Origin of the sequence: Lysinibacillus agricola, from assembly GCF_016638705.1 — a bacterium.
GTDB lineage: Bacteria > Bacillota > Bacilli > Bacillales_A > Planococcaceae > Lysinibacillus > Lysinibacillus agricola.
In genome coordinates, this window is sequence record NZ_CP067341.1 from 3,165,919 (window position 1) to 3,186,983 (window position 21,065).

Annotated in this window: 28 protein-coding genes and 1 pseudogene; 11 read left to right on the forward strand and 18 right to left on the reverse strand. The window is 36.2% G+C overall.

What is annotated here, in order from left to right; all coding sequences use genetic code 11:
* Positions 1–43: 43 nt before the first annotated feature.
* From crcB to FJQ98_RS15350, 3 genes are read left to right on the forward strand one after another with little or no spacing between them, the layout of a single operon-like run.
* Positions 44–406 carry a fluoride efflux transporter CrcB gene (gene crcB / locus FJQ98_RS15340; protein ID WP_053597286.1) on the forward strand — a complete coding sequence of 121 codons (363 nt, stop codon included), beginning with the start codon at positions 44–46 and terminating at the stop codon, positions 404–406.
* Positions 403–732, forward strand: coding sequence for a fluoride efflux transporter FluC (locus FJQ98_RS15345; protein ID WP_053597287.1), 330 nt, complete (start codon positions 403–405; stop codon positions 730–732). Before crcB ends, FJQ98_RS15345 begins: the two co-directional genes overlap by 4 nt.
* A 32-nt stretch (positions 733–764) precedes the next feature.
* A complete protein-coding gene (locus FJQ98_RS15350; protein WP_053597288.1) occupies positions 765–1,112 on the forward strand; it encodes a hypothetical protein in 348 nt (115 codons plus the stop codon).
* A gap of 31 nt (positions 1,113–1,143) precedes the next feature.
* Here FJQ98_RS15350 and FJQ98_RS15355 read toward each other — a convergent pair whose 3' ends face one another.
* The 7 genes from FJQ98_RS15355 to FJQ98_RS15385 form a co-directional block, all read right to left on the reverse strand.
* Entirely contained in the window at positions 1,144–1,845 is a 702-nt protein-coding gene (locus FJQ98_RS15355) for an SIR2 family NAD-dependent protein deacylase (RefSeq protein WP_053597289.1), read from the reverse strand.
* Positions 1,835–1,993, reverse strand: a complete 159-nt coding sequence (locus tag FJQ98_RS15360; protein WP_143115078.1) for a DUF3951 domain-containing protein — start codon at positions 1,991–1,993, stop codon at positions 1,835–1,837. Before FJQ98_RS15360 ends, FJQ98_RS15355 begins: the two co-directional genes overlap by 11 nt.
* A gap of 1,177 nt (positions 1,994–3,170) precedes the next feature.
* Entirely contained in the window at positions 3,171–3,716 is a 546-nt protein-coding gene (locus tag FJQ98_RS15365; RefSeq protein ID WP_241774666.1) for a DUF2812 domain-containing protein, read from the reverse strand.
* Positions 3,716–4,033: a PadR family transcriptional regulator gene (locus tag FJQ98_RS15370; protein WP_053597291.1), complete on the reverse strand. Its 318-nt coding sequence runs from the start codon at positions 4,031–4,033 to the stop codon at positions 3,716–3,718. The genes FJQ98_RS15365 and FJQ98_RS15370 overlap by 1 nt, the downstream gene beginning before the upstream one ends.
* A 135-nt stretch (positions 4,034–4,168) precedes the next feature.
* On the reverse strand, positions 4,169–5,281 hold the full coding sequence (locus FJQ98_RS15375; protein ID WP_053597292.1) for a PA2928 family protein: 1,113 nt from the start codon (positions 5,279–5,281) through the stop codon (positions 4,169–4,171).
* A 226-nt stretch (positions 5,282–5,507) separates the two neighbouring features.
* Positions 5,508–6,344 (reverse strand): CbrC family protein, encoded by an 837-nt coding sequence (locus FJQ98_RS15380; RefSeq protein WP_053597293.1) that lies wholly within the window; start codon positions 6,342–6,344, stop codon positions 5,508–5,510.
* 41 nt (positions 6,345–6,385) lie between these two features.
* Positions 6,386–6,697, reverse strand: coding sequence for an antibiotic biosynthesis monooxygenase family protein (locus FJQ98_RS15385; RefSeq protein WP_053597294.1), 312 nt, complete (start codon positions 6,695–6,697; stop codon positions 6,386–6,388).
* A 91-nt stretch (positions 6,698–6,788) separates the two neighbouring features.
* Between FJQ98_RS15385 and FJQ98_RS15390 the strand changes: the two genes are divergently transcribed.
* Positions 6,789–7,475, forward strand: a complete 687-nt coding sequence (locus FJQ98_RS15390) for an ArsR/SmtB family transcription factor (protein ID WP_053597295.1) — start codon at positions 6,789–6,791, stop codon at positions 7,473–7,475.
* A 36-nt stretch (positions 7,476–7,511) separates the two neighbouring features.
* Here the strand turns inward: FJQ98_RS15390 and FJQ98_RS15395 are convergent, their stop codons facing one another.
* Entirely contained in the window at positions 7,512–8,408 is an 897-nt protein-coding gene (locus FJQ98_RS15395) for a DMT family transporter (protein WP_053597296.1), read from the reverse strand.
* Positions 8,409–8,571: 163 nt separating this feature from the next.
* Between FJQ98_RS15395 and FJQ98_RS15400 the strand changes: the two genes are divergently transcribed.
* Together FJQ98_RS15400 and FJQ98_RS15405 are read left to right on the forward strand one after the other, a co-directional pair.
* Positions 8,572–9,243, forward strand: coding sequence for a response regulator transcription factor (locus FJQ98_RS15400; RefSeq protein ID WP_053597297.1), 672 nt, complete (start codon positions 8,572–8,574; stop codon positions 9,241–9,243).
* Positions 9,243–10,478 carry a sensor histidine kinase gene (locus FJQ98_RS15405; protein WP_053597298.1) on the forward strand — a complete coding sequence of 412 codons (1,236 nt, stop codon included), beginning with the start codon at positions 9,243–9,245 and terminating at the stop codon, positions 10,476–10,478. The genes FJQ98_RS15400 and FJQ98_RS15405 overlap by 1 nt, the downstream gene beginning before the upstream one ends.
* A 42-nt stretch (positions 10,479–10,520) precedes the next feature.
* On the opposite strand, the gene FJQ98_RS15410 is transcribed toward FJQ98_RS15405, so the two are convergent.
* The 5 genes and pseudogenes from FJQ98_RS15410 to FJQ98_RS15430 form a co-directional block, all read right to left on the reverse strand.
* Entirely contained in the window at positions 10,521–11,075 is a 555-nt protein-coding gene (locus FJQ98_RS15410) for a ferric reductase-like transmembrane domain-containing protein (protein ID WP_053597299.1), read from the reverse strand.
* On the reverse strand, positions 11,076–11,975 hold the full coding sequence (locus FJQ98_RS15415; RefSeq protein ID WP_241774667.1) for an FAD:protein FMN transferase: 900 nt from the start codon (positions 11,973–11,975) through the stop codon (positions 11,076–11,078).
* Positions 11,976–11,988: 13 nt separating this feature from the next.
* The gene (locus FJQ98_RS15420) at positions 11,989–12,231 is read right to left on the reverse strand and encodes a hypothetical protein (protein WP_053597300.1); all 243 of its coding nucleotides are present in this window, start codon (positions 12,229–12,231) and stop codon (positions 11,989–11,991) included.
* 11 nt (positions 12,232–12,242) lie between these two features.
* Positions 12,243–12,893 carry a copper amine oxidase N-terminal domain-containing protein gene (locus tag FJQ98_RS15425; RefSeq protein WP_143115080.1) on the reverse strand — a complete coding sequence of 217 codons (651 nt, stop codon included), beginning with the start codon at positions 12,891–12,893 and terminating at the stop codon, positions 12,243–12,245.
* Between the two features lie 141 nt (positions 12,894–13,034).
* Positions 13,035–13,374: pseudogene (locus FJQ98_RS15430) on the reverse strand (MFS transporter); the annotation flags it as partial.
* Between the two features lie 499 nt (positions 13,375–13,873).
* On the opposite strand from FJQ98_RS15430, the gene FJQ98_RS15435 reads away from it, so the two are divergent.
* From FJQ98_RS15435 to FJQ98_RS27605, 3 genes are all read left to right on the forward strand, one after another.
* A complete protein-coding gene (locus FJQ98_RS15435) occupies positions 13,874–14,008 on the forward strand; it encodes a YjcZ family sporulation protein (protein ID WP_075807373.1) in 135 nt (44 codons plus the stop codon).
* A gap of 351 nt (positions 14,009–14,359) precedes the next feature.
* Positions 14,360–14,473: a YjcZ family sporulation protein gene (locus FJQ98_RS15440; protein WP_075807374.1), complete on the forward strand. Its 114-nt coding sequence runs from the start codon at positions 14,360–14,362 to the stop codon at positions 14,471–14,473.
* 270 nt (positions 14,474–14,743) lie between these two features.
* Positions 14,744–14,974 carry an aegerolysin family protein gene (locus FJQ98_RS27605; protein ID WP_425492706.1) on the forward strand — a complete coding sequence of 77 codons (231 nt, stop codon included), beginning with the start codon at positions 14,744–14,746 and terminating at the stop codon, positions 14,972–14,974.
* A 183-nt stretch (positions 14,975–15,157) separates the two neighbouring features.
* Here FJQ98_RS27605 and FJQ98_RS15450 read toward each other — a convergent pair whose 3' ends face one another.
* On the reverse strand, positions 15,158–15,769 hold the full coding sequence (locus FJQ98_RS15450; RefSeq protein WP_053597303.1) for a class I SAM-dependent methyltransferase: 612 nt from the start codon (positions 15,767–15,769) through the stop codon (positions 15,158–15,160).
* A 531-nt stretch (positions 15,770–16,300) separates the two neighbouring features.
* Here FJQ98_RS15450 and FJQ98_RS15455 point away from each other — a divergent pair.
* The gene (locus FJQ98_RS15455) at positions 16,301–16,579 is read left to right on the forward strand and encodes a gamma-type small acid-soluble spore protein (protein WP_053597304.1); all 279 of its coding nucleotides are present in this window, start codon (positions 16,301–16,303) and stop codon (positions 16,577–16,579) included.
* Between the two features lie 880 nt (positions 16,580–17,459).
* Here FJQ98_RS15455 and FJQ98_RS15460 read toward each other — a convergent pair.
* The 4 genes from FJQ98_RS15460 to FJQ98_RS15475 form a co-directional block, all read right to left on the reverse strand.
* Complete coding sequence (locus FJQ98_RS15460; protein WP_053597305.1) at positions 17,460–18,095, reverse strand: GDSL-type esterase/lipase family protein; 636 nt, start codon at positions 18,093–18,095, stop codon at positions 17,460–17,462.
* A 103-nt stretch (positions 18,096–18,198) separates the two neighbouring features.
* Complete coding sequence (locus FJQ98_RS15465; protein ID WP_053597306.1) at positions 18,199–18,477, reverse strand: hypothetical protein; 279 nt, start codon at positions 18,475–18,477, stop codon at positions 18,199–18,201.
* Positions 18,474–19,409 carry an alpha/beta hydrolase family protein gene (locus FJQ98_RS15470; protein WP_053597307.1) on the reverse strand — a complete coding sequence of 312 codons (936 nt, stop codon included), beginning with the start codon at positions 19,407–19,409 and terminating at the stop codon, positions 18,474–18,476. The genes FJQ98_RS15465 and FJQ98_RS15470 overlap by 4 nt, the downstream gene beginning before the upstream one ends.
* Positions 19,410–19,479: 70 nt before the next feature.
* A complete protein-coding gene (locus FJQ98_RS15475; RefSeq protein ID WP_201406730.1) occupies positions 19,480–20,580 on the reverse strand; it encodes a helix-turn-helix domain-containing protein in 1,101 nt (366 codons plus the stop codon).
* 326 nt (positions 20,581–20,906) lie between these two features.
* Here FJQ98_RS15475 and FJQ98_RS15480 point away from each other — a divergent pair, with 326 nt between their 5' ends.
* On the forward strand, positions 20,907–21,032 hold the full coding sequence (locus tag FJQ98_RS15480; RefSeq protein WP_277815993.1) for a YvdQ family spore coat protein: 126 nt from the start codon (positions 20,907–20,909) through the stop codon (positions 21,030–21,032).
* Positions 21,033–21,065: the final 33 nt, after the last annotated feature.

Here is a 21,065-nt window from a genome sequence, read left to right on the forward strand (position 1 = left end):
GATACACTTTTCACTATAGACATTTTAATAAGGAGTCTTTACGTTGAAATCATTTTTAGCTGTTGGAATTGGCGGATTTTTTGGTGCCATCTGTCGATATAGCCTTGGTCTAGCACTTTCAAATAATGGTGGTTTTCCATTTGCGACACTTTGCATAAACTTAATTGGTTGCTTTTGTTTAGCGTGGCTATTTACTACGTTTACAAAGCGTACGCCTGTAGTTTTAGGAATTGGTACTGGCTTTTTTGGTGCCTTTACAACCTTTTCGACATTTTCTTTAGAAACGTTATTACTTCTACAAGATAGTAAGTGGCTACAAGCCGTTCTTTATACTTTAGTGAGTGTTTTTGGCGGTTTAGTTTGTGCATGGCTAGGGTTTAGACTAGCAAAGGGGCGCATCGTATGATAGTTATTGGTATTGGTGGATTTTTGGGAGCACTAACGAGATTTTATCTAGGAAAATGGATTGCTCATACATATCTTTGGGCAACTTTTTTTATTAATATATCGGGTTCTTTTGCACTTGGCTTTTTATTTGCTTTACAACCAAGTGATTGGCTTTGGCATTTTATAGGGATTGGTTTTTTAGGAGCCTATACGACATTTTCGACATTCGGTTTTGAATCCTTGCAGCTCTTGGAACAGACAAAATGGAAACAAGCTATTGTTTATATATGCACTACAGTTTTATTCGGTTTACTTTTCGCGGCACTTGGCTTTTTACTTGTGTAACAGCATTTATGAGAACTTATAGAGGTGATTTTTTGACACAACCATCAATCGAACAATTACAAGCACTCGAAGCTGAAATTGAACAAACATTATATACATTAATCGACCTAGAACTAGCGGAAAACTTTCCAGAAATGAATACCCGCTTTGCACAATTACTTGCAAAGGTACAGGCTGCTCAGTTAATTGATTATAAGCTTGACGTCCTCGTTGACCCTCAAGCATTTTCCACAGAAACATGTATTCTACTACAAAGTTTAATAGAGGCAAAGGCTAGACCACATAAAAGGCAACGACTCCTAACGCATCGTATGATTTTAAAAATATGGCTACGTAAAAATAAACGGTTTATGAATGAATTTTTACCACAAATGTTTTAGGCGCCCCTTCAATTCTCAAGGGCGCCTCCTTTTATATTTGCAATTGTTGTAACACTTCTTTGATTTTCCCTTCGATTGTTACATCAAATTGTGCTTCATGTTGTGCAATATCTAAATTAATATAAACGGTTTTTCCTTTTGTCATCATGGGGAGTTGATTAACCGGATACACTTCGAGGCTCGTACCGATAACAACGACAAGCTCTGCTGCTTTAATAGCCTCCATCGTCTTGTGCCAGCTTGCTTGTGGTAAACTTTCCCCAAAAAGCACTACATTCGGACGTAGTTTACCACCACAATGTGCACAGCTCTCTTTGTGCAAGAAGCTTTCCATTGGAGCAGCTTGCTGACAGCGATGACAACGTACGGAGCGTATCGAGCCATGTAATTCCTCTACTCTTTGACTTCCTGCTAGCTGATGAAAACCATCGACATTTTGCGTGGCAACTAACGATACGATTCCTCGTTTTTCCCAATCAGCTAAAATTTGATGGCCCTCGTGTGGCGCTACTTTTTCCAAATTTTCTATGCGCATTTTATAAAACTCATGAAACAATGAATAATTTTGTGCCAATGCTTCCGTAGTAGCTACTGTTCGAGGATCAATATTATTCCACCAACCTGATGCCGATCGAAAATCTGGAATTCCACTTTCGGTTGACATACCAGCACCTGTTAAAATCACCGTACTGCTTGAGGTTTGTAACCACTCACTTAAACGTTCAATTGTCATTTTTCCCTTTTCCATTCATGGCATTATCATATGGTGTGTAAGTCATAGTAGGTACTTTCTTTTTCACAAAAACGCGATATATTGCACGAACCAAAATGCTTGAAAAAATCAGACTTACAATAAGCGCCACGCTATTCCCAATATTCATTCCACTCAATCCTTTCTCTCCGTGTAGTTAGTGAATGGCTTTCCTATTGTTTGAGTGTATTTCCTATTAATGAAGGCTGCCAACTCTCTACTATTTATATTGTCAGCCAACATTGGACATGCCCAAATTATTAACATAATTATCCCAATATACTCTACATACAAGTGTAAATGTTTTTTTAAATAAAATTTTGCATTTATTTTGGAAGACCTATTTAGAAAACTACTTATTAATACTTAATACTTCGACAACAAATCAATATTTCCTGTAGTTCGGTGCAGCTATTTCTCCCCTACTTTCCGTCGACGCTAATTCTATCCGGCGCCTTGAGTGTTCTTTCCGTCGTTGCCTGAGTTCTTTCCGTCGCTCCGAGTCTTCTATTCGTCGTTGAGACCCTACTTTCTGTCGATGCTAATTCTATCCGGCGCCTCGAGTTTTTTTCCGTCGTTGCCTGGGTTCTTTCCGTCGCTCCATGTCTTCTATCCGTCGTTGAGACCCTACTTTCCGTCGACGCTAATTCTATCCGGCGCCTTGAGTTTTCTTTCCGTCGTTGCCTGAGTTCTTTCCGTCGCTCCATGTCTTTTATCCGTCGTTGAGACCCTACTTTCTGTCGATGCTAATTCTATCCGTCGCCTCGAGTTTTCTTTCCGTCGCTCCATGTCTTCTATCCGTCGTTGAGACCCTACTTTCCGTCGACGCTAATTCTATCCGGCGCCTCGAGTTTTCTTTCCGTCGTTGCCTGGGTTCTTTCCGTCGCTCCATGTCTTCTATCCGTCGTTGAGACCCTACTTTTCGTCGACGCTAATTCTATCCGGCGCCTCGAGTTTTCTTTCCGTCGTTGCCTGGGTTCTTTCCGTCGCTCCATGTCTTCTATCCGTCGTTGAGACCCTACTTTCCGTCGACGCTAATTCTATCCGGCGCCTCGAGTTTTTTTCCGTCGTTGCCTGGGTTCTTTCCGTCGGTGCCTGAATTCTTTCCGTCGCTCCGAGACTCCTATCCCGCGGTCATAAAAAAACAGCTGAAATGCTGAGGGCACTGAAAAACTAAAGAAATTCATTTTTTTATATTATAAATCTGTCTTTTGTTGGATTTAGAAACTCAAAAAAGTCGATTTGCATCACATTTTTTGTGGCAAATCGACTTTTTCAGTGCCCTCGAAATGCTTCAGCTGTTTTTCTCATATATGCTTTGATTTTAATCGTAGGTTTTTCCACATATGATAGTAAACACCACCAGAAGTCATTATCGCTGGAACAGTAAAAATAAAGGAACCTGTAAATCCTTGCTCTGCAATGTGTTGAATTGTCCCAGAGGTAAATGTCATAAATACCCATAATACCATAGTTATTGCAAGTGCAATTGATGCTACTAGATTTACAGGCTTTGCAAGACGAGCTAATTTATCAATAGAGGACTCAGCATCACTATAAATAGGTGTCGTTTCTGGAGCTGCCTTAAAAATATGCATATGAGCGCTTGAGCATACATGTGTCCAGCCACCGTAAGCAAATAGTTCAAAATACTCCTCTTCGTCAGCCTTCTGTAATTTACGATAATCAATACTAAAAATGACTTCTTCTGGTTCACCCTTTTCTAGCCCATAGCCTGCACATTGAAATCTTTTTAAATGCCAGCCCTCCGCAGCTTTTTTGCTTAATTCTTTCATATCGAGTGCCTCAGAAAAAGCTAAACCCATTGATGGCATATATCTCTTATTTCGCACTATTTTTGCCCCCTTTGTAATCCCTGCTCTGCTAAATGAATCATGGTCTTTCTTCTTTCAATATCTTCGAGCAATATTTCTCGACCTTTATCCGTTAAGACATAGACCTTTCTGCGAGAATCCGAATCATCATGTAGCTGAATAAGTTGTTCAGCTAATAATTTTTTAATAATTGTATAAAGGGATGCTGGACCAACTACGAAAGTACCCTTTGTTGTCTCCTCTATTAAACTCATGACCGCATAGCCGTGTCGAGGCTCTGTTAAGGCAGCCATAATATAAAAAACAGAATCTGTTAGCTGCTCTAATGATTTCATTGTCTACACCTCCAATATATCACAAAATGATATATCGTTAAATAATATATCATTTTGTGATATATAGAGCAACCCTGACCCAAACTATAAAAATCCCCACCAAGCCGTTTCTTGGAGGGGATCATACCATGCTTATTAATTTTCTCGAACTGGACGATTCCAACGTAGCTGATATCTGAACATTTCTTTTTTCGTGTCCTTATCTAACAACAGAAACTCATCTCCTGCTTGAATCGCATAATAGTTCTCTAATGTACGAACACCCGGATTTTTTTGCTCAGTATTTACAACACCTATATTTTCTTCCCAAATAGTACGATGGTCTTTCATATCATAAAGTAATACGATACGGTCAGCACTTTCTCGCTTCGTTTGTCGATAAGATACAAGAGCTGTTTGTTGTTGCAGATCCACATCTACTACCACTGGCTCTAGATTCTTGTATGCTTGAATAGCAGGTTCAGCTAATACATTGCTACTAAATTCTCGAACCTCATCATAATCCTCCAACGGTTGATTATGCGATGCAAAATAACCTGGAATATCGGATTCTATGAAAAATTTTGTGGAAAGATATTTTTCCGCTTTGTTATCTTCGCTTAAATTTTTGCCATCAAAGCGATAAAATTTCCCATCGATACCCTCAAAATAAAGATTATTTTGCAACAAGATTATGTTGTGGGAACCACTATCTAAAACATCTATTAACTGGCTGTGTTTTTTCGCAAATTCTTTTTCAGAGAGCTTTTCTTTTCCAGTTTGAATATCCAAGAGTGAAAGTTTTCCGTATTCATCATCACTACGATGAACAAGAAGTCCCCCCATAAAATTGCCAATGAGTGTCTCTTTACTTGAAGAAGATTTCGTCCACTGTTTTTCACCTGTTTGCAAATTAATTGCTACAATTTGATGATGTGAAATAATTTGCGTAATCCCATAAGTTGTACCGTTATTTTCAGATCCTCCAACCATTTGGACAGCAATTTTCTGTGAATCATCAGTATAAATAGGAGATTCGGAATTGATTGGGAAGCCTCGACCAGCTAAGCCAAAAGCAATCATCAAAATATTACCCATAAAAGCATAAAGGATAAAAATTATGACAAAAGCACCTTTATGTCGGCGTTTAAACAAAACATACAATAACAATAAAAATCCAACGCCAAGGACAATACCTAGAAAGATATCGTGGAAAAACCAACCATTAAAGCGCCACGAATCAATATATCGTTGAAAAAAATTGTCCAATTCTCCTCCTCCTCATCAGATCAATTTCGCCTTGGCGTAATTGCGTTCGATTTTTGAATTGTGCCCGCACAATTCATTCCTTTAAAAAATCCGTAACATCCGCCAGAGGCTTTATCTTCATTCAGTAGATGTTTGGACACCCTGACAAGAAACCACATCCTCATTCATCTCACCACTTTAAGAGGTAGAAGTCTTCTACTGAATGAAGATATACTGGTTTTCAAATTTAACTAAAATCAGAATAAAGGACATAACGACCACATTGTAAGCATTGAAATAAATACCCTTGATGATGCCCATTATTCATCAGTGATTCTGACAACTCCTCAGTAGAAAAACCAGTATAATTTTCAAATTGTTCTGTAATGTCCAACTCCACTAACTCACTCCAGCCAACATAGCCAATAAATGCACAATAGTCTGAGCAATGAGCCATCCAATTATTACCTTGCCAACTAACATAACCAGGCGTTCTACACATAATTTCCTCAGTGAAATTGGCATTTACAACCGTCTCATCATTTATTAAATCCTGCTGGAAAGAACCGTCGTATTTTTTAGCAGCTGCACCACTATGTATACATGTAGGACAGAGGTATTCAGCCTCTTCAATAGCGTAAATACCTCCAGTATAATAAACATCTACTTCCTGTTCACAGCAATCACAAGTAACAACTTCTTCAGTTTCAAAGATTTTGGATTGTACTGGGTCTGGCAAATATTTAAATTTAGGTATTACCGTTTTAATTGTTTTATCCTCTCTAATTTTACAAGGATACAAAGGCTTCACACAATTTGGATTATCTATGTAATATTTTATTGATCCAAATTTTTTCTGATCTTTCTTGTTCCCTAAATCCATAACTGAAGTGAAAATTTTATATGCCTCTGAATACATTCTAAGCATACAGTAGATGTCTACAAGTATCCTTAAATTCCCCTCAGTTTGCTCATGAAGTTTCACTTTTTCCTTGAACTCATGCATGTGATTAATACTAGCCGGATTAGAAGGATTAAAATTTTTCCTTTGTTCATGCCATTCTTCTAAAATAGATGTAGTCATATATTAACTCCTTCTATCATTGAAATAATAGTTTTCTCGATTTAATTCTTTGTAAAAGAATAATCTTTCATAACTTTACAAATTTCCACATTATATTGCATATACCATTTTTCTTTGCCAAATTGCTGTGCAACTAGATGTTTTGAATTTTCCTTCCATGCCTGAATAGCCTCTAGCGATTCCCAATAGGATACCGTAATCCCCTTCCCTTCGGCATTTCTAGCACTTTCTACACGTAGAAAACCAGGCTGCTTTTGTGCTAATTCATCCATTAGTTCTGCCATTTTGGCATAGCCTTCTCCATCCTCTTCTGTTCTTTCTGATGTAAAAATTACGGCATAATATGTTTCCATAGCTATTTACTCCCTCCTCATTATGTATTATTGTAAACGATAAATACTTATACGGAAATCGAAATATGGAATGCAGAAAGGATTGTGACAAATGGGGATTAATCCAAACATGGCTGAAATCGCATCTCTCCTTGGAGAAACTTCAAGAGCTACAATGCTTGCTAGTATGATGGATGGTCGTTTTCATACTGCCAGTGAATTAGCTTATATGGCAGCTATTAAACCTCAGACTGCTAGCTTTCATCTCGCTAAGTTAGTAGAAGGTAAACTTGTTAAAGTAGAGAAACAAGGTCGTCATCGATATTTTCAGTTAGCAGACGAAGAAATTGCACATTTACTAGAATCTTTCCTAGCAATTTCTCCCCCACCTGAAGTACGCTCTTTAAAACAATCTAGCCAAATGAAATTATTACAGGGTGCAAGAACTTGCTATGACCATTTAGCTGGTAAACTAGGCGTTCAATTAACAGACTCATTGATTAACGCGGGTTATCTAAAGCTAGAAGAAAAGCAGTTTCTCATAACGTCTGAAGGTGCACAATTTTTTACAGATTTCGGTCTTGATTTAGATGATTTAAAAAGAAAGCGTCGATCATTTTCCCATGCATGTTTGGATTGGAGTGAACGACGTTATCATCTAGCTGGTGCACTTGGTCAAGGAATGCTTACACATTTTTTAAGCTTGGGTTGGGTGACTCGTGTCCCATCTATTCGTGCCATTAAAGTGACTGAAAAAGGAAGGGCTGGTTTTAAAGAAGTTTTTCAGTTAGATGTTTAAACAAGCGCAAGGCTTTTCCTTCTTTCCGCGGACAGTCTATGCTCGACTATCTTTCAAAGTCTCTCCGCGGATATTTTTAGCCGTAAAGTTACGGTTCACTAAATATATACCAGCAATAATAAACAGTCCACCGACGACTAATGATGGTTTTAATGGTTCATCTAATAGTATCCAACCTGTTAACACGCCGAAAAAAGGAGCTAAAAACAAAAAGGCACTCGTTTTTCCAGGATCACTATTTTGTAAAAGATAATACCAGCCTGCAAATTGAACAATTGATGAGAAAATGCTGAGCCATAATAAAATGAATACTGAATGACTATTCACAGTAAAAAATGGTTGTTCTAACACAAAACTCGCCAGTAAAAGTAGTAAACCACCAAAAAGCATTTGATAGGCTGATAGCACCCATGTATCAAAAAGAACGCCCCATTTTTTAGCTAGTAGTGTCGCAATTGCCCAAAAAACGGCCGACAGAATGCCAAAGATAATTCCGATTTGCACTTCAACTTGTGCACCCATTGTAATCGTAACACCAATTAACCCCAACAAAACACCACACCATTGATACAATCGGTAACGTACCTTCGTAAATATCGTAGCAAATATGACGACAAGCAACGGATTTGTAAATGTTAGAATAGAAGATTCACTTGCCGTAATCGTCCGTAAGCTTAAAAAGATACAGCCCATTACACCAGCAGTTTGAAATGCTCCAATCGTTAAAATTTTAATCCAGCCTTCTTTTGAGGTCGGATGTGGTCTCTTTAAAGCGATCACGATAACAGCCAACATTACCCCTGCCAGAATAAAGCGGAGTGCAGCCAATAACAGTGGAGATGAATACGGCAATCCCAATTTAACAATGGCAAATGAAGACCCCATTAAAAAAGTCGTTAAAACTAATAAAGCTATAAATTTATAAATATTCATGATTGTCCCCCTATTTCTTTGTCTAAGATCATTATAGACAGGAAAAATTTCAACTCTTATCGAAGTATGGAATACATATAGTGGAGGAAGGAGCTTTTTTCAGTTTCATTTCATTTTTTTATGCGTATACTTAGCTGAATATAGGTAATAGGAGGAAGCTACCTTGAAAATATTATTAGCAGAAGATGATGCACGACTAAGAAGAAATATCGTTCATATTTTAAAGAAAGAATTTCACAATGTGACAGAAGCGGAGAATGGGCAGGATGCGCTAGACCATACGCTTACAGAGAAATATGATCTTGTTATTTTAGACTGGATGATGCCGCAGCTTAGTGGAATAGAAGTGTGCCAGCAGCTACGAAAGACTGGATTTAATGGTAGTATTTTAATGCTAACAGCAAAGGACGACACAGAAGACATCATTAAAGGACTTGATAGTGGCGCAGATGATTACATAGTAAAACCATTTAAAATAGAGGAACTTTTAGCAAGAGTTCGCGCTTTACTACGAAGAAAAGATAAAGTGATAGAACAGGTCATCCAGATCAATCAATTACAGCTAAATGTAGATTCCCGAGTGTTTTTGTACAATAATGAAGTAGTTGACCTTACTAAAAATGAATTTTTACTGTTAGAATATTTATTTATCAATAAAGGTCGTGTACTAACAAGAGAACAGATTTGTATTTATATATGGGGCTACGATTACGATGTTTCGAATAATTCCTTAGATGCTTTAGTCAAACTTGTTCGAAAAAAAATTGATGATAGTCAATCCAAATCACGTATTCAAAATGTCAGAGGTATTGGCTATAAACTGAGGGAACACTAATGTTTCATAAAACGAGAAAAAAATTATCCTATTTGTATGCAGCGCTTTACTTTTTATTATTTTCATTATTCGTTATAGTTCTATACTTTTCCCTCGTTAAATTAATGGAACATCAACAACTAAACGAATTAGAAGACTTTTATGTTAAGCAAGAGCACGATTTTTTTGAACACGTTTATGCAGACACAAAAACCTTAAGTTATGACCCAAATCGCAATTTTTTTTACTATATTTACACAAAGGATCATACATTTGTCCATGGTGACGAATCGTTCAAAGGACTGAAGAAACAGGTTGAAAAAGTATTTGGCAATAGCAATACAAATGAGGAACTCGTAAAACATTATGAATGGCAAGAAGAGCATTTTCTTCTTCTAAAAAAGCCAATTTTCAACAACGATGTAGTAGTAGGGTATATTTTTGTTGGTAAATCTGTGACGTCACAGCATCACTTTTTCCAAATGGCAAAGTATTTACTCATATTATTAACGTGTATTTCGACAGTCTTAATCGGTCTACTGGGCTATTATATGGCAGGTAAAGCGATGATACCTATTCAGTGGTCGTTCAATAAACAAAAAAAGTTTGTATCCGATGCATCTCATGAATTACGAACACCGCTAAGTATTTTTTATAGTTCACTTGAAATTTTAGAAGTGGAGGAAGCAAAACAATTAAGCCCTTTTGGCAAAGAATTAATTGCGGATTTAAAAGACGAGGCTGAAATCATGAAAGAGCTAATAGAAAAACTGCTGTTCTTAGCAAGACATGATCAGCAGCAGATTTCCATCCAAAAAGAAACCATACCATTATCAACTTTACTCCAAAAAGTGAGCACGAAATTCCAAAGGATTATGCCTCCTGAAATCCAGTTTTCTACTGAAATCCAAGAAGACATCGAGCTGCTTGGTGATGCTTCAAAGATACAAGAACTGCTCTATATTCTTTTAGACAACGCGATAAGATATACAAATAGTGGAGCAATAACGCTTGCGCTTTTAAAAAATAAAGACTCTATAAAAATTACTGTTGCTGATAGCGGCGTTGGTATGACTGAACAGGAATTGCCTTTAGTATTTGAGCGATTCTACCGAAGTGATGCTGCTCGTCAACGAAATGGCTCTGGTTTAGGTCTTGCCATAGCAAAAGCAATAGTGGAGCAACATAATGGGAAAATTTACGCAACAAGTAAAGTAGATAAAGGCACTACATTTCATATTGAATTCCCTATATAAATATAAAGGAATCGGGGCTTATTTAAACAGTCCCGATTCCTTTTAATTATTGTGTGACGTTGAAATATTTACTTTTTTCATGAACTGGCTTATTGTTCTTGCTACTAGTATTAACAAGGTAATTCCCGCAGAAGCTACATAAAACATGATAATCAACGCATTTTCTGTATCCGTTCCAATAAGCACTCCATGAGCAAGTGATAATACCCATGCTGGTAGCACAAGAAAGTGAAGCTTTTTCCATAACGAGCGATTCATTGTTCGAATCCATAAATCAGATGTCATGATAACCATTAAAAACAAATAAAATGCAATTGTACCAAGAGCTGATGATAGAGACTGATATTCAGCAGAGAACGGGAATAAAATCTCTACTAGACTATAAGGCTCATAATGATCGATTAAAAGCACTAACATATGCGCTATTACGGTGATTAAGCCTAGCCATCCCGCATCTTGATGTATATGATAAATTAAATTTTTATGTGATTTTACAAATGCTGATTTTCTCAATAAACCAAATATAATGGAAATTGTAAAGTAAAAATACGCTAAAAACCCTAATAATCGAATCCATTCCCACGTACTTAGGATCATTTATTTCTCCCCCGTCATCCTCCAATTTGCTGCTTGCCCTTCTTTAACGATAAAGCGAGCACTTTGTTGACAATTATTTTCGAACCATTGCTGCAATTCATCCCCATCCATAAGAAAGCACAGTTTTGCACCAACCTCCGCATCACATAAAGAGGACGTTACGACTGAAGCTTGTAATACTTCTGTATCTGCGATTTCACCTGTTTGTCCGTTCAATAAATGATGTTTCTTCATTGTTCCTTGCATCCAGCTTCGATAAACTCGATTGGATGTAGCAATAGCACCTGTTTTCATTTTAATAGAGCTAATTTCCTTGTCGTTATCCCAGGCATCTGCCACGCCGATTGTCCAAGTCTTTTCCCCAGATGACCACATTTTCATATCCCCTCCCCCGTCTATTAGTCCGAAATCAGGCGATACCTCTTGCTCAAGCCAATTCGCCAATTTTTCAATGGCATACCCTTTGGCAAATCCACCCAAATCAATTTCCTGCTGTGCTACCTTCATGACTTGCTCATCGCCTAGAAATTGAAATGGTTGATTTGCAATCAGAGGTTTGTTTTGAAATGCCTTACTTTTAGCTGAATCAAATGGGAAAGATTGATTGTAGCCATGCTGTTCTAATTGGCGTTTAAGATACGGTGAGAATAAACCATTAGAACGTTGATAATATTGATTTGCTTGCACTAAACAATCATATAATAACGAACTAATGCGAAGCGTTTCTCCGATTTTCAAATCATTTAGTTGTGATAATTCATTATTTGATTGAAATCTTGACCATTCTTTTGCTACGTAATGAAGCCATTTCTCTGCTTTTTCTTTCCATCTGAAATGAACACCTTTTGGCATAGCTATATATAATTCAGTATTCATTATTTGTAAAGTTAGTGTATCCACATGACCAACTCCATTAAGTTCTTTTCGTTTTGCGCTCGCTTTTGACAGCAGGTTGACTTGTAATTTCAAAGTTTGTCCAATCAAGCTGCACTAGTTCTTTTTCTTTTTTTGTCATATTTTCCTGATCTACATCCTGAATATTATTTGTGCGTGTAGTTTCGGCTTGTGTTGGGCTGTTAATTTGGGTTAGTATCGCTGCAGATAAAAGTATCCCTGACGCACCTAATACCCACTTTGCTTTTTTCGGATCTTTCATAGTGCTTCCCCCTAATTTGTAATTGGCTGGCAGACAAACGTTTGATTACTTTCTTGCCATTCCGCTATATAGCCTAAGCCATTTGTTATTGTACTAATAGGTACATATAATTCTTCATTTACATAAAATGCTTGTGCAGGAGATGGTGTTTTCATATTGTTATCATAGACAACGTTAGTTCCAGCACGGAAAATTAATTCATTTTCTTGATATTGGATATCTAAAATCTTACTTGCTTTGTAAAAGGTTACTTTTGCTCCTAAAACCTGTGCTACTGCTTTTCCTGGTACAAAAAATTCCCCATCTTTTGGTATAACAAAAAAGCTTTGCTCCTTATTTGTACCTTCTACCTTTAACGTGACCTTTTGAGAGCTTGTGAAAGGTAATACTTCTTTATCTGCTGCAACTGTTCGTGTCCAAATATTCCAAGTACCCTTTTCACTTACAGCGTCTTGAAAGTAGTAAGTTTCACCTTCTTCTTCATCGTCATAGTAATATTTCTCATCGTCGTCATCATCATCGTCTTTATAGTCCTTATATTCTTTATATTTTTCATGTTTTTTATCTTCATGTTCGTGATCATCTGCATGTACGACTACGCCATTTGTTATAAAACCTGCCAATATTAGAACTACAACAAGACTAATTTCTTTCATCTTCATCTACAACACTCCTTTCCTTTGCCTTCATTGTAGGTTTTTAAAATGATAGGAGACTGAATTTTTCAAACAAATTTAGACATACAAAAAAGCCATTTCTATTTACAGATTTCACTGTACATAGAGATAGCCTTTTTCATAAGCCTAAATATATTTCTCTTGTTGTTTTACTTTATATTTAGCCCATGCGACTACTAGAATTAAAAGTAGCGCTAAATAAATAAAGCCTAAAATCGCATAGCTTGAGTCAGCCACGACAACTCCTGATAACAGGCTACCCGCTGAGCCACCGAGAGCAACCCAGACATCTATTGAGCCTTGCGTTTTTGCACGAGTGTGAATAGTCGTTGAGTCAATAATAATATCCGTGCCACTAATAAAAGCCAAAGTTCCAACCTAAACCTAGTAATATAAGAGCTACCGCCAACCATAACAAAGAATCACCTGGAGTAAATGCGGCTACTAAATCTGCCGTGGCCAAAATGCGGCAAGGTATTCACTCCCCCAGCATAAATAGTGTCCGCTTCCGTTAAGGAGTCTTTCTTGAACAAGCTGAAATAGACGTACTTGGAATCGGAAGCTTGCAATGCAGAGTCGTTATCCTTATCTGTGTTTGCTGATATTCCAAAAGTGGTAGCGGCAACCAAAGTTATGCAATGTTAGTGACATTTAACAATAACTCTAAAATTACAATTTAAAAAATAAAAACCAAATACTCATTACATACAACGGATTCGGGATAGCAAACTCTTACCTCGCCCATAGTTTTTATTAATACATTGCTGTCCCATATTACATAATAAAAAGCCATCCCCTATTGGATATGACCTTTAGTTAACATTATTTTTACCCTATCATCTTTAAATCTTTCTTTAGATGACTTACGATGAAAAAAAGCAATTTCACCCTAATTCCAAAAATTTCCAATAGGATGAATACCTCCTTAACTTTCTATAACTAGACATAGAAAGGAGGAAAATTTCATGAGATACTACGGTAATATAGGTAATTACAATAACAATTGCTATTACGGTGGTGGCTATGGTGGCTCATCATTCGTTCTTATTGTCGTTCTATTTATTCTTTTAATTATTGTCAGCGCTAGTTTCTTGTATTAATGAAAACCTTTTTTGTTCACAACATAGGAATAAAAAATAGGATAAAGCAGATTAGCCTTACACCTCCTTATTCTAGGGCCACTTTTACCTGAGTGATCCTTTTTATTTAAACCTGTATGTTATTGTTTGAATTCAGATAAAAGTCTATCCCTCTGTTCTTCTTTGAGTTCACACTGTTATAGTATTCAATTTATTTTATTATTTTGTTTAATGGACTTATTACCAATCACCTTACAAATTTGAATTTCCATCACCCTCCTTTCTAAAAACACTTTACATTATATAGATAATTATCAATATCCCTTTTGAATACTGTGCATATTATAAATCATAGAAAGGAGGGAAATTACTATGTCTGAATATTATGGTAGTGGTTCTGGTACAGGTTCAGCATTTGCGCTAATTGTTGTTCTATTCATTCTTTTAATTATTGTCGGCGCTAGTTTCTTGAATAGAGGTTATTAATACCTAACACCGTCTCTAATGCTCCTAACTATTAGGATAATACAAACTTATCCTTTCCCTTCTATTCTTTACTAAGGGTCACTATCCTCCGGTGACCTTTTTAATTTTTCCTCTTTCAATTTTCAATGTCACACTTAATCTTTTAAGATATATTAAAAAGCCACACCTAGTTACATGTGACTTTATCATATATAGTTTCCATTATTATCTTTAAGGGCAACTATTTCTCGCCCATTTAAGCCTAGTTTTTGGCTACCAGTATTTTATAGGATAAAAACAGGAACCCGAAAATTCCGAGCAGATTCCGCTGGTATTATGACAGGCGTTGAAGGTACGATTTTTTATAAAGTCCCTGATGGTGAAATAGCTCTGTATTTTGATAATCCTTATATAGGTTCTAACGATTTCAGTGCACATAGTTCGTCACCAACTATTAAAGCTAGGGCTATTGGTGGTAGTGGAGATTCTTGCGAAGTGACGTATATAGTTTCCAATAAATAAACGATTATTAAAAAAACCAGCAAAGCTAATTCTTATGAGCGCCTGGTCATTTTTTTATTTGTCGTACGAAAACTCGACTTGTTCAATAAATGGCGCCATTACAGCATTCCTTTATAAATCAGAAATGTTACATACCAAAAATAATGTCACTTTTTTTATTTTTCTTTGAAGGAAATCCATTTCTTATAGATGTCCCTTTTTTGAATCAAGAATAAACATAGACGCATCTTGTCCCATAAATATTTTATTTCCTGTATAAAAAGTTTTGAATCGAATATCTCTATACCCTATTTTAGTCATAATGTCTGTTAGCTCTTCTGGATTAAATCCGTTATGAACAATATCTGAAACTATTTTTTCATTTTTATTAAAATCTACGATCAATAGATGTCCTCCTTCATCAAGAACATCAAATAATCTTGATAAAACTAATTCAACATCATGAATATGGAGTAGAACCTGAGCCATAAAAATATAGTCGGCATGTACATCCGGTATACTTTCCTTTTCAATATCAAAGCATAATGTATCTACATTCTGAATATTAAAATTGGTTACTTTTTGCTTTATTTGATTAACCATGTTTGGTGATGTATCCAGAAAAAGCATAGAATTAAACTCGTTTAACAAGTTCATTCCGACAAGACCAGTTCCACACCCAAAATCAATAGCATTCTTGCTTTTAGCGTCAACTAAATAATTTCTGACCGCATCTGATGATACCTTTGCAATTTGGATTCTTTCAGGAGTGTCATATATATTAGCTATCATTTCAAACTTATCAGTATTTCCCATTATTATCTCTCCAATCAGGAACAAACCTAAATACTAAAAAAACTTGTCATTACTTAAGATACGATTCTGCAAATAATAATTCAACTAATTGCTTCATTATTGACAGTCGTAAATTTTAAAATTCGACTCCTTTACATGCGGAGCCAGTCATACTTTTGGGAATATAAAGATAAGACTCATTAAAATAACCCACCTATCAGTTATTAGTATTGGCCATAATTGTTATAAGTCCTTAGCACATTGTTAACCTTCAACTTTTTTAGTTTATTACGGAATACATGGGGCATAGATACCATAATATTCACGTTTATGTCTGGATTACCATTTAAATACTTTTTGATAAAGTAGTTAAAGTACTGAAAATCCTCTTCAAGACTCAATATATTAGAAGATCTTTGAAAGACGTTGATAACCGTAACTTTTTTATCATTGCCAAATAAGACGAGGGTTGGTGAATATACTACTTCATTAGAATTAATCTACGAATAATAAAGCATCTTCTGTACAGACTAATTTCAGGAGGTGAAATCCATGAATAACAACAACCAAAACTTTAACAAAAAAACCCCTAATGCAATTCCAAATGCAATGAACGAAGAATTCGGGAATGAGACTGATGTTAATCAAATTAGACAACAAATCCAGCAAGCAGAAGCTAACAAAAAACAAGCTTCTGGTGCAATGAACTCGATGAACGAAGAATTCGGGAATGAGACTGATATTAATCAAATTAGACAACAAATTCAACAAGCAGAAGCTAACAAAAAACATGCTTCTGGTCGATTTGGAAACGAAAACAATACAAAATAAATTAAATTATCATCCTCAACCGGCAACCTTTTTTCTGCCGGTTTTTTTATTTTACTCATCAACCCTATATCTACAGAAGAATAATAATTTTTCCGTTAACTTTAATATGGTTAAAATAATTCTTGTCATGAGTAATTTCATCACTACCTAACCGTAACGACCTCGCCGTTATGTTTTTTATTTTTAATTCGATGTTGGTTACTCCGAAACTATTCCAAATGTTGTTGTTTAATAATCATTTTATAAACAGAAATATAAATCTTCTGCTGTAGACTTTTAGGTAGTCTCTTTCCTGTTGAGTTACGTACATGTCTGCCAGCACTCGTTGTACCGAACGCCAACAAAAGAATCTTTTTGACTACATAAAACCAATGCTATATTCATAACATTTCTTTCATTTACAACCTCAAAAAAGCTTAGGAACAACTCCTAAGCCTTTTTTATTTCACTAAAGCACCCGTTAGCCATCCATGTCGTGTACAATCAACACTACACCAAAGAAAATGAAAGATTATTACGTTCTTTCATGGGAGTTGAACAAGACGAACACAACCTTTTTGTCACAAGATACTTTTATCAATTATGCCACGGCATAATTGCGTCTGGAATCGGCTTTGTACTTAGGCCTGCATAATGCAGGTCAGTTAGCCGTTATCGCATGGATGCGATGATTTTAGGCTAACATCCTACAAAGAACTCATTTCCGATTCCGTGACATTCACCGGAGACTTTAAGTTCTTTCAGTAGGTGTTTTGACACCTGCTGAAAGAAACTTAAAAATAGCAAAAAACTGACAATGATACTCAGCCTCTTGCTAGAAAAATAATAAGTAATAGCTCATAAAACAAAAAGGATTAAATTATACTTACAGCCTTTAGCCCTATAACGGGGAATATCCGAGCCTACTAAGTGCTAATGCCATTTGATAGTATCCCCTACTATTAGGATGAACGCCTCCTGATGATAATAAAACTTTTTCATTCCCCTTAAATACACTATAGATATCAGCTACTTTAACATTTAATTCCCGACCAAAACTGTTAATCAATGAATTAACCGCTCTAATCGCCTCATCTGCTATAGGAATATCGCTAAATGGATTGTATAAATTTTGTAGGCGTAAAATATATTTATCTTGTTTGTCTAGATGGTGAATTTTTTCTAACATTTTTGAAATGTTTTTCCCTGATTGTTTAATAGCACGAGATATACTTTCTTCGTTTTTATTTATTAGAAATCCTTTAGCAGCGTTTATTAAATCATTCCCTCCAGCTGTTATCGTTATGATATTTGCACAATTTACAGCTTCCGTAACAATTGGGGCATTGAGCATAGTTAAAACATCCTCTGTCGTCGCTCCTGACCTTGCATGTTTTTGATAAGAAATACGCTTTTTTAAAGCTTGCTGGCTTAGACATCTGTAATATTCAACAAATCCAGGATCCAAAAACGGAACACCGATACCCACAGTAAGGGAATCGCCTATCGCAAGATAACGTAAATGATTGAAACCCATATTTCACCTCAACTAATTTGTTATATTCTTATACTATTCAGTAAAAGATGAATGGAGAAGCTTAAAAAGAATGGGCAAACGATGTCTAAGTTATTTTATATGTCTAAGAGGGATATGTGGTGCCCTTTCGCTTTTCGCCGCCTGTAATTCCCTCCAGAATCGGTGCGCCAAACCCAATATGTCGCGCCAAAAATAAACCGAAAAAGCTTGCCAGCGCACCCAATACCAGTGTTTGTGCAATCTGCACAGGTATGATGATCTGCAAAGGCGCGTTATCTGGCAGGGGCGCAAGCGCGTATGTAAACGGCATAACCATTACGCCAGTCACGACGCTTACGGTAGTAAGTAGGAAGAAAAGTTTCCAGTTGACTATCTTTTTCATGAGTCAGTTTCCTCCTGAATCCAATCGGAAACATCATTGATCACTTGTTGATCGACATGTTGTGCAACCTTATATTCTTTTTTCGCTTTTCGTATCTCTCCATAAACAGAGGGCATAAAGGCATGATTCAGGTTTGGATAAAGCTTATACGTTACATTTGGTCTATCTCCCAATATTGTTTTATAACCATTAAAATCCTTTTCTATCGATACATGAAAGTCCTTCTCTCCTTGCAGAATGAAAATCGGCTTTTTTAATACCTTGAGATAATTGGCAGATGGATGTTCGCCCATTTCTTTCAAGTAATAGGCTCTCACATGTTTTCCTAAAACTCTCGTTGATTTTGCTTCTTCATCATTTAGGTTATAGATGTTGTCAAACTTTGATGATAAAGCTGCTATTTGTTTTCTGGCAATCCCTTTCAAAAGCTTATTCAATGAATGCAAAACTTCGTTATTTTGATCCATTAGAATTTCTTCAAATTTGCGTGGAGACCCACCCATAATAATGATTCCAGCAAAATTACCGCCTTCTGCATCAATTCGCGGTGCTAACATCCCACCTAAACTATGACCGATAATAAATATTTTATTTGAATCTATACGTGCATCTCTTCGCAAAAACTCTGCAGCGAGGATCGCATCTTCAATGGTTTCTTCTTTTACTGTTATTGCCGTATCATTTCTCATTTCTTTACCATATACGAATGTTCTTTTATCATATCGCAATACTGCAATTCCTTTTCCAGACAAACCCTCAGCAAGATCCTTAAAAGGATAAATGTTTCCGATTTTTTCATCCATGTTGCTTGGACCAGAGCCTTGAACCAATACAACTGCAGAAAATAATCCTTTTGTTTCATCAGGAATGGTTAATATTCCATTCAGTGGGTACTTTGTTTTAGCACCTAAAACAATTTTTTCTTCACCCATTATGTTTACCTCCTTAAATTGACAACTAAAAGGTAAGTGAATGCATCAAGTAGGCACTCTCAGTTCACTTCTAAATTTGAGCTTTTAGTTTTTCAACAATACTTTTGAATTTCGGTTCATTGTGCAATGGGAAAAATGCAGGAGTTTCCACAACACTTTGTACGATACTTTCTTTTACTATCTTTTCGTCTCTAGGAGGTTCAATATCATAATCCTTCAGCCAGTTTTCAATACTGTCAAAAAGAGAATCTCCTTTCAATTTGTACGGTAAAAGGACGTTCGTACAAATGTATGTGTATTTTTCGAGCATTTCCAATGCTTTTTCCGGTTTATTTTGCATCATATAACCTTGTGCTGCGGCCAAATATAGCAACGACACCAAATTAGGGTCCAGTTTTTCTACTTCAAAGATTTTTGAAATTTCGATAAAACGTACAAGGGCCTGCTCAAATTTTTCAGGCCGATTGGCAACCAACAGCAAGTATGACTGTGCCGGCGCAAGAAGGCCGTGGAGATGTTGATACAGACTGACCTGCAAAGCTTCCTTTGCCTTCTCTATATTCCCTGTCATTTGATAAACTTTGGAGAGTAAAAAGTTATCACTAATAGGTGGCTTCATTGTTTCGTCAAGCAATTCCAAAGCTTCTACTGGCTGATTTAAGATGATATGACATAGCGCTTCCATTGAATTTGCTTGCTTCGCGATCCAAATATCATCACTTTCCTTCTTAATCCGAATACATAAATCAATGGCCTCCTGTAACAGTGCTTCCTGCTTTTCTTTTTCTGTAGCAAGGACAAAATGATTGACAAATAATTTGGCCATTTGCAGTAGCAGAGGAAAACAAGAGAAATATTTCTTTATAATGACACGGCAATGATCAAGTACATCATCAAAAGGCTTGTTGCTAAAATCCTCAGCCAGCCGTTGGTATGTTTTCTTTATATCTTCTTTTGTCATTTGCGGGAGATAGCCAATGAGTTCATCAATGCTTATATTAAAATAGGTTGCCAATTGTGGCAGCAGGGTGATATCCGGATAGCTTTGAGCCGTCTCCCATTTGGATACGGAAGCCTTCGATACACCGATATACTCAGCAAGTTTATCCTGTGTGATACCTTTTTCTTTTCTTTTTACTGTAATAACTTTTGCAATACTTATTTCTCTCATCATTTTCACTCCCTATACTAATATTAAAATGTATTTTACCGTCAATTCCAATGGAGTTATATTTTATTTTAGTAGATAAAATCAACCGTTAGGCAACAAATCCATTGATTCACAAAAATCCATTTCAGCATTTGTGAACACTTTATATATATTGCTTATAGGGATTATTTTTTTAATGACATAGCCAATACAATAACACTAAATTCTCTTAGCCAACGGTTGGAACAATACTTGAATGTAGTGTAAATTTACGGTCTAACTATTTTGTTAATAGAAATGGTTGATGGGGGTTTTTGTTGAACACATCCTAAAATTGTAGAAATGATATTACTCTAATGTACGCTCAATTCCACGCAAATAAAGCTCAACTTGACGCTAAATTGTTACGTCTTAATAAAAGTAAAGGTTGGTTAGTTCCACTGCCATTACATGTAGATTATCCGGAAAGATAATATTTATTAAACGTGACAAATTGTCTCCCTAGT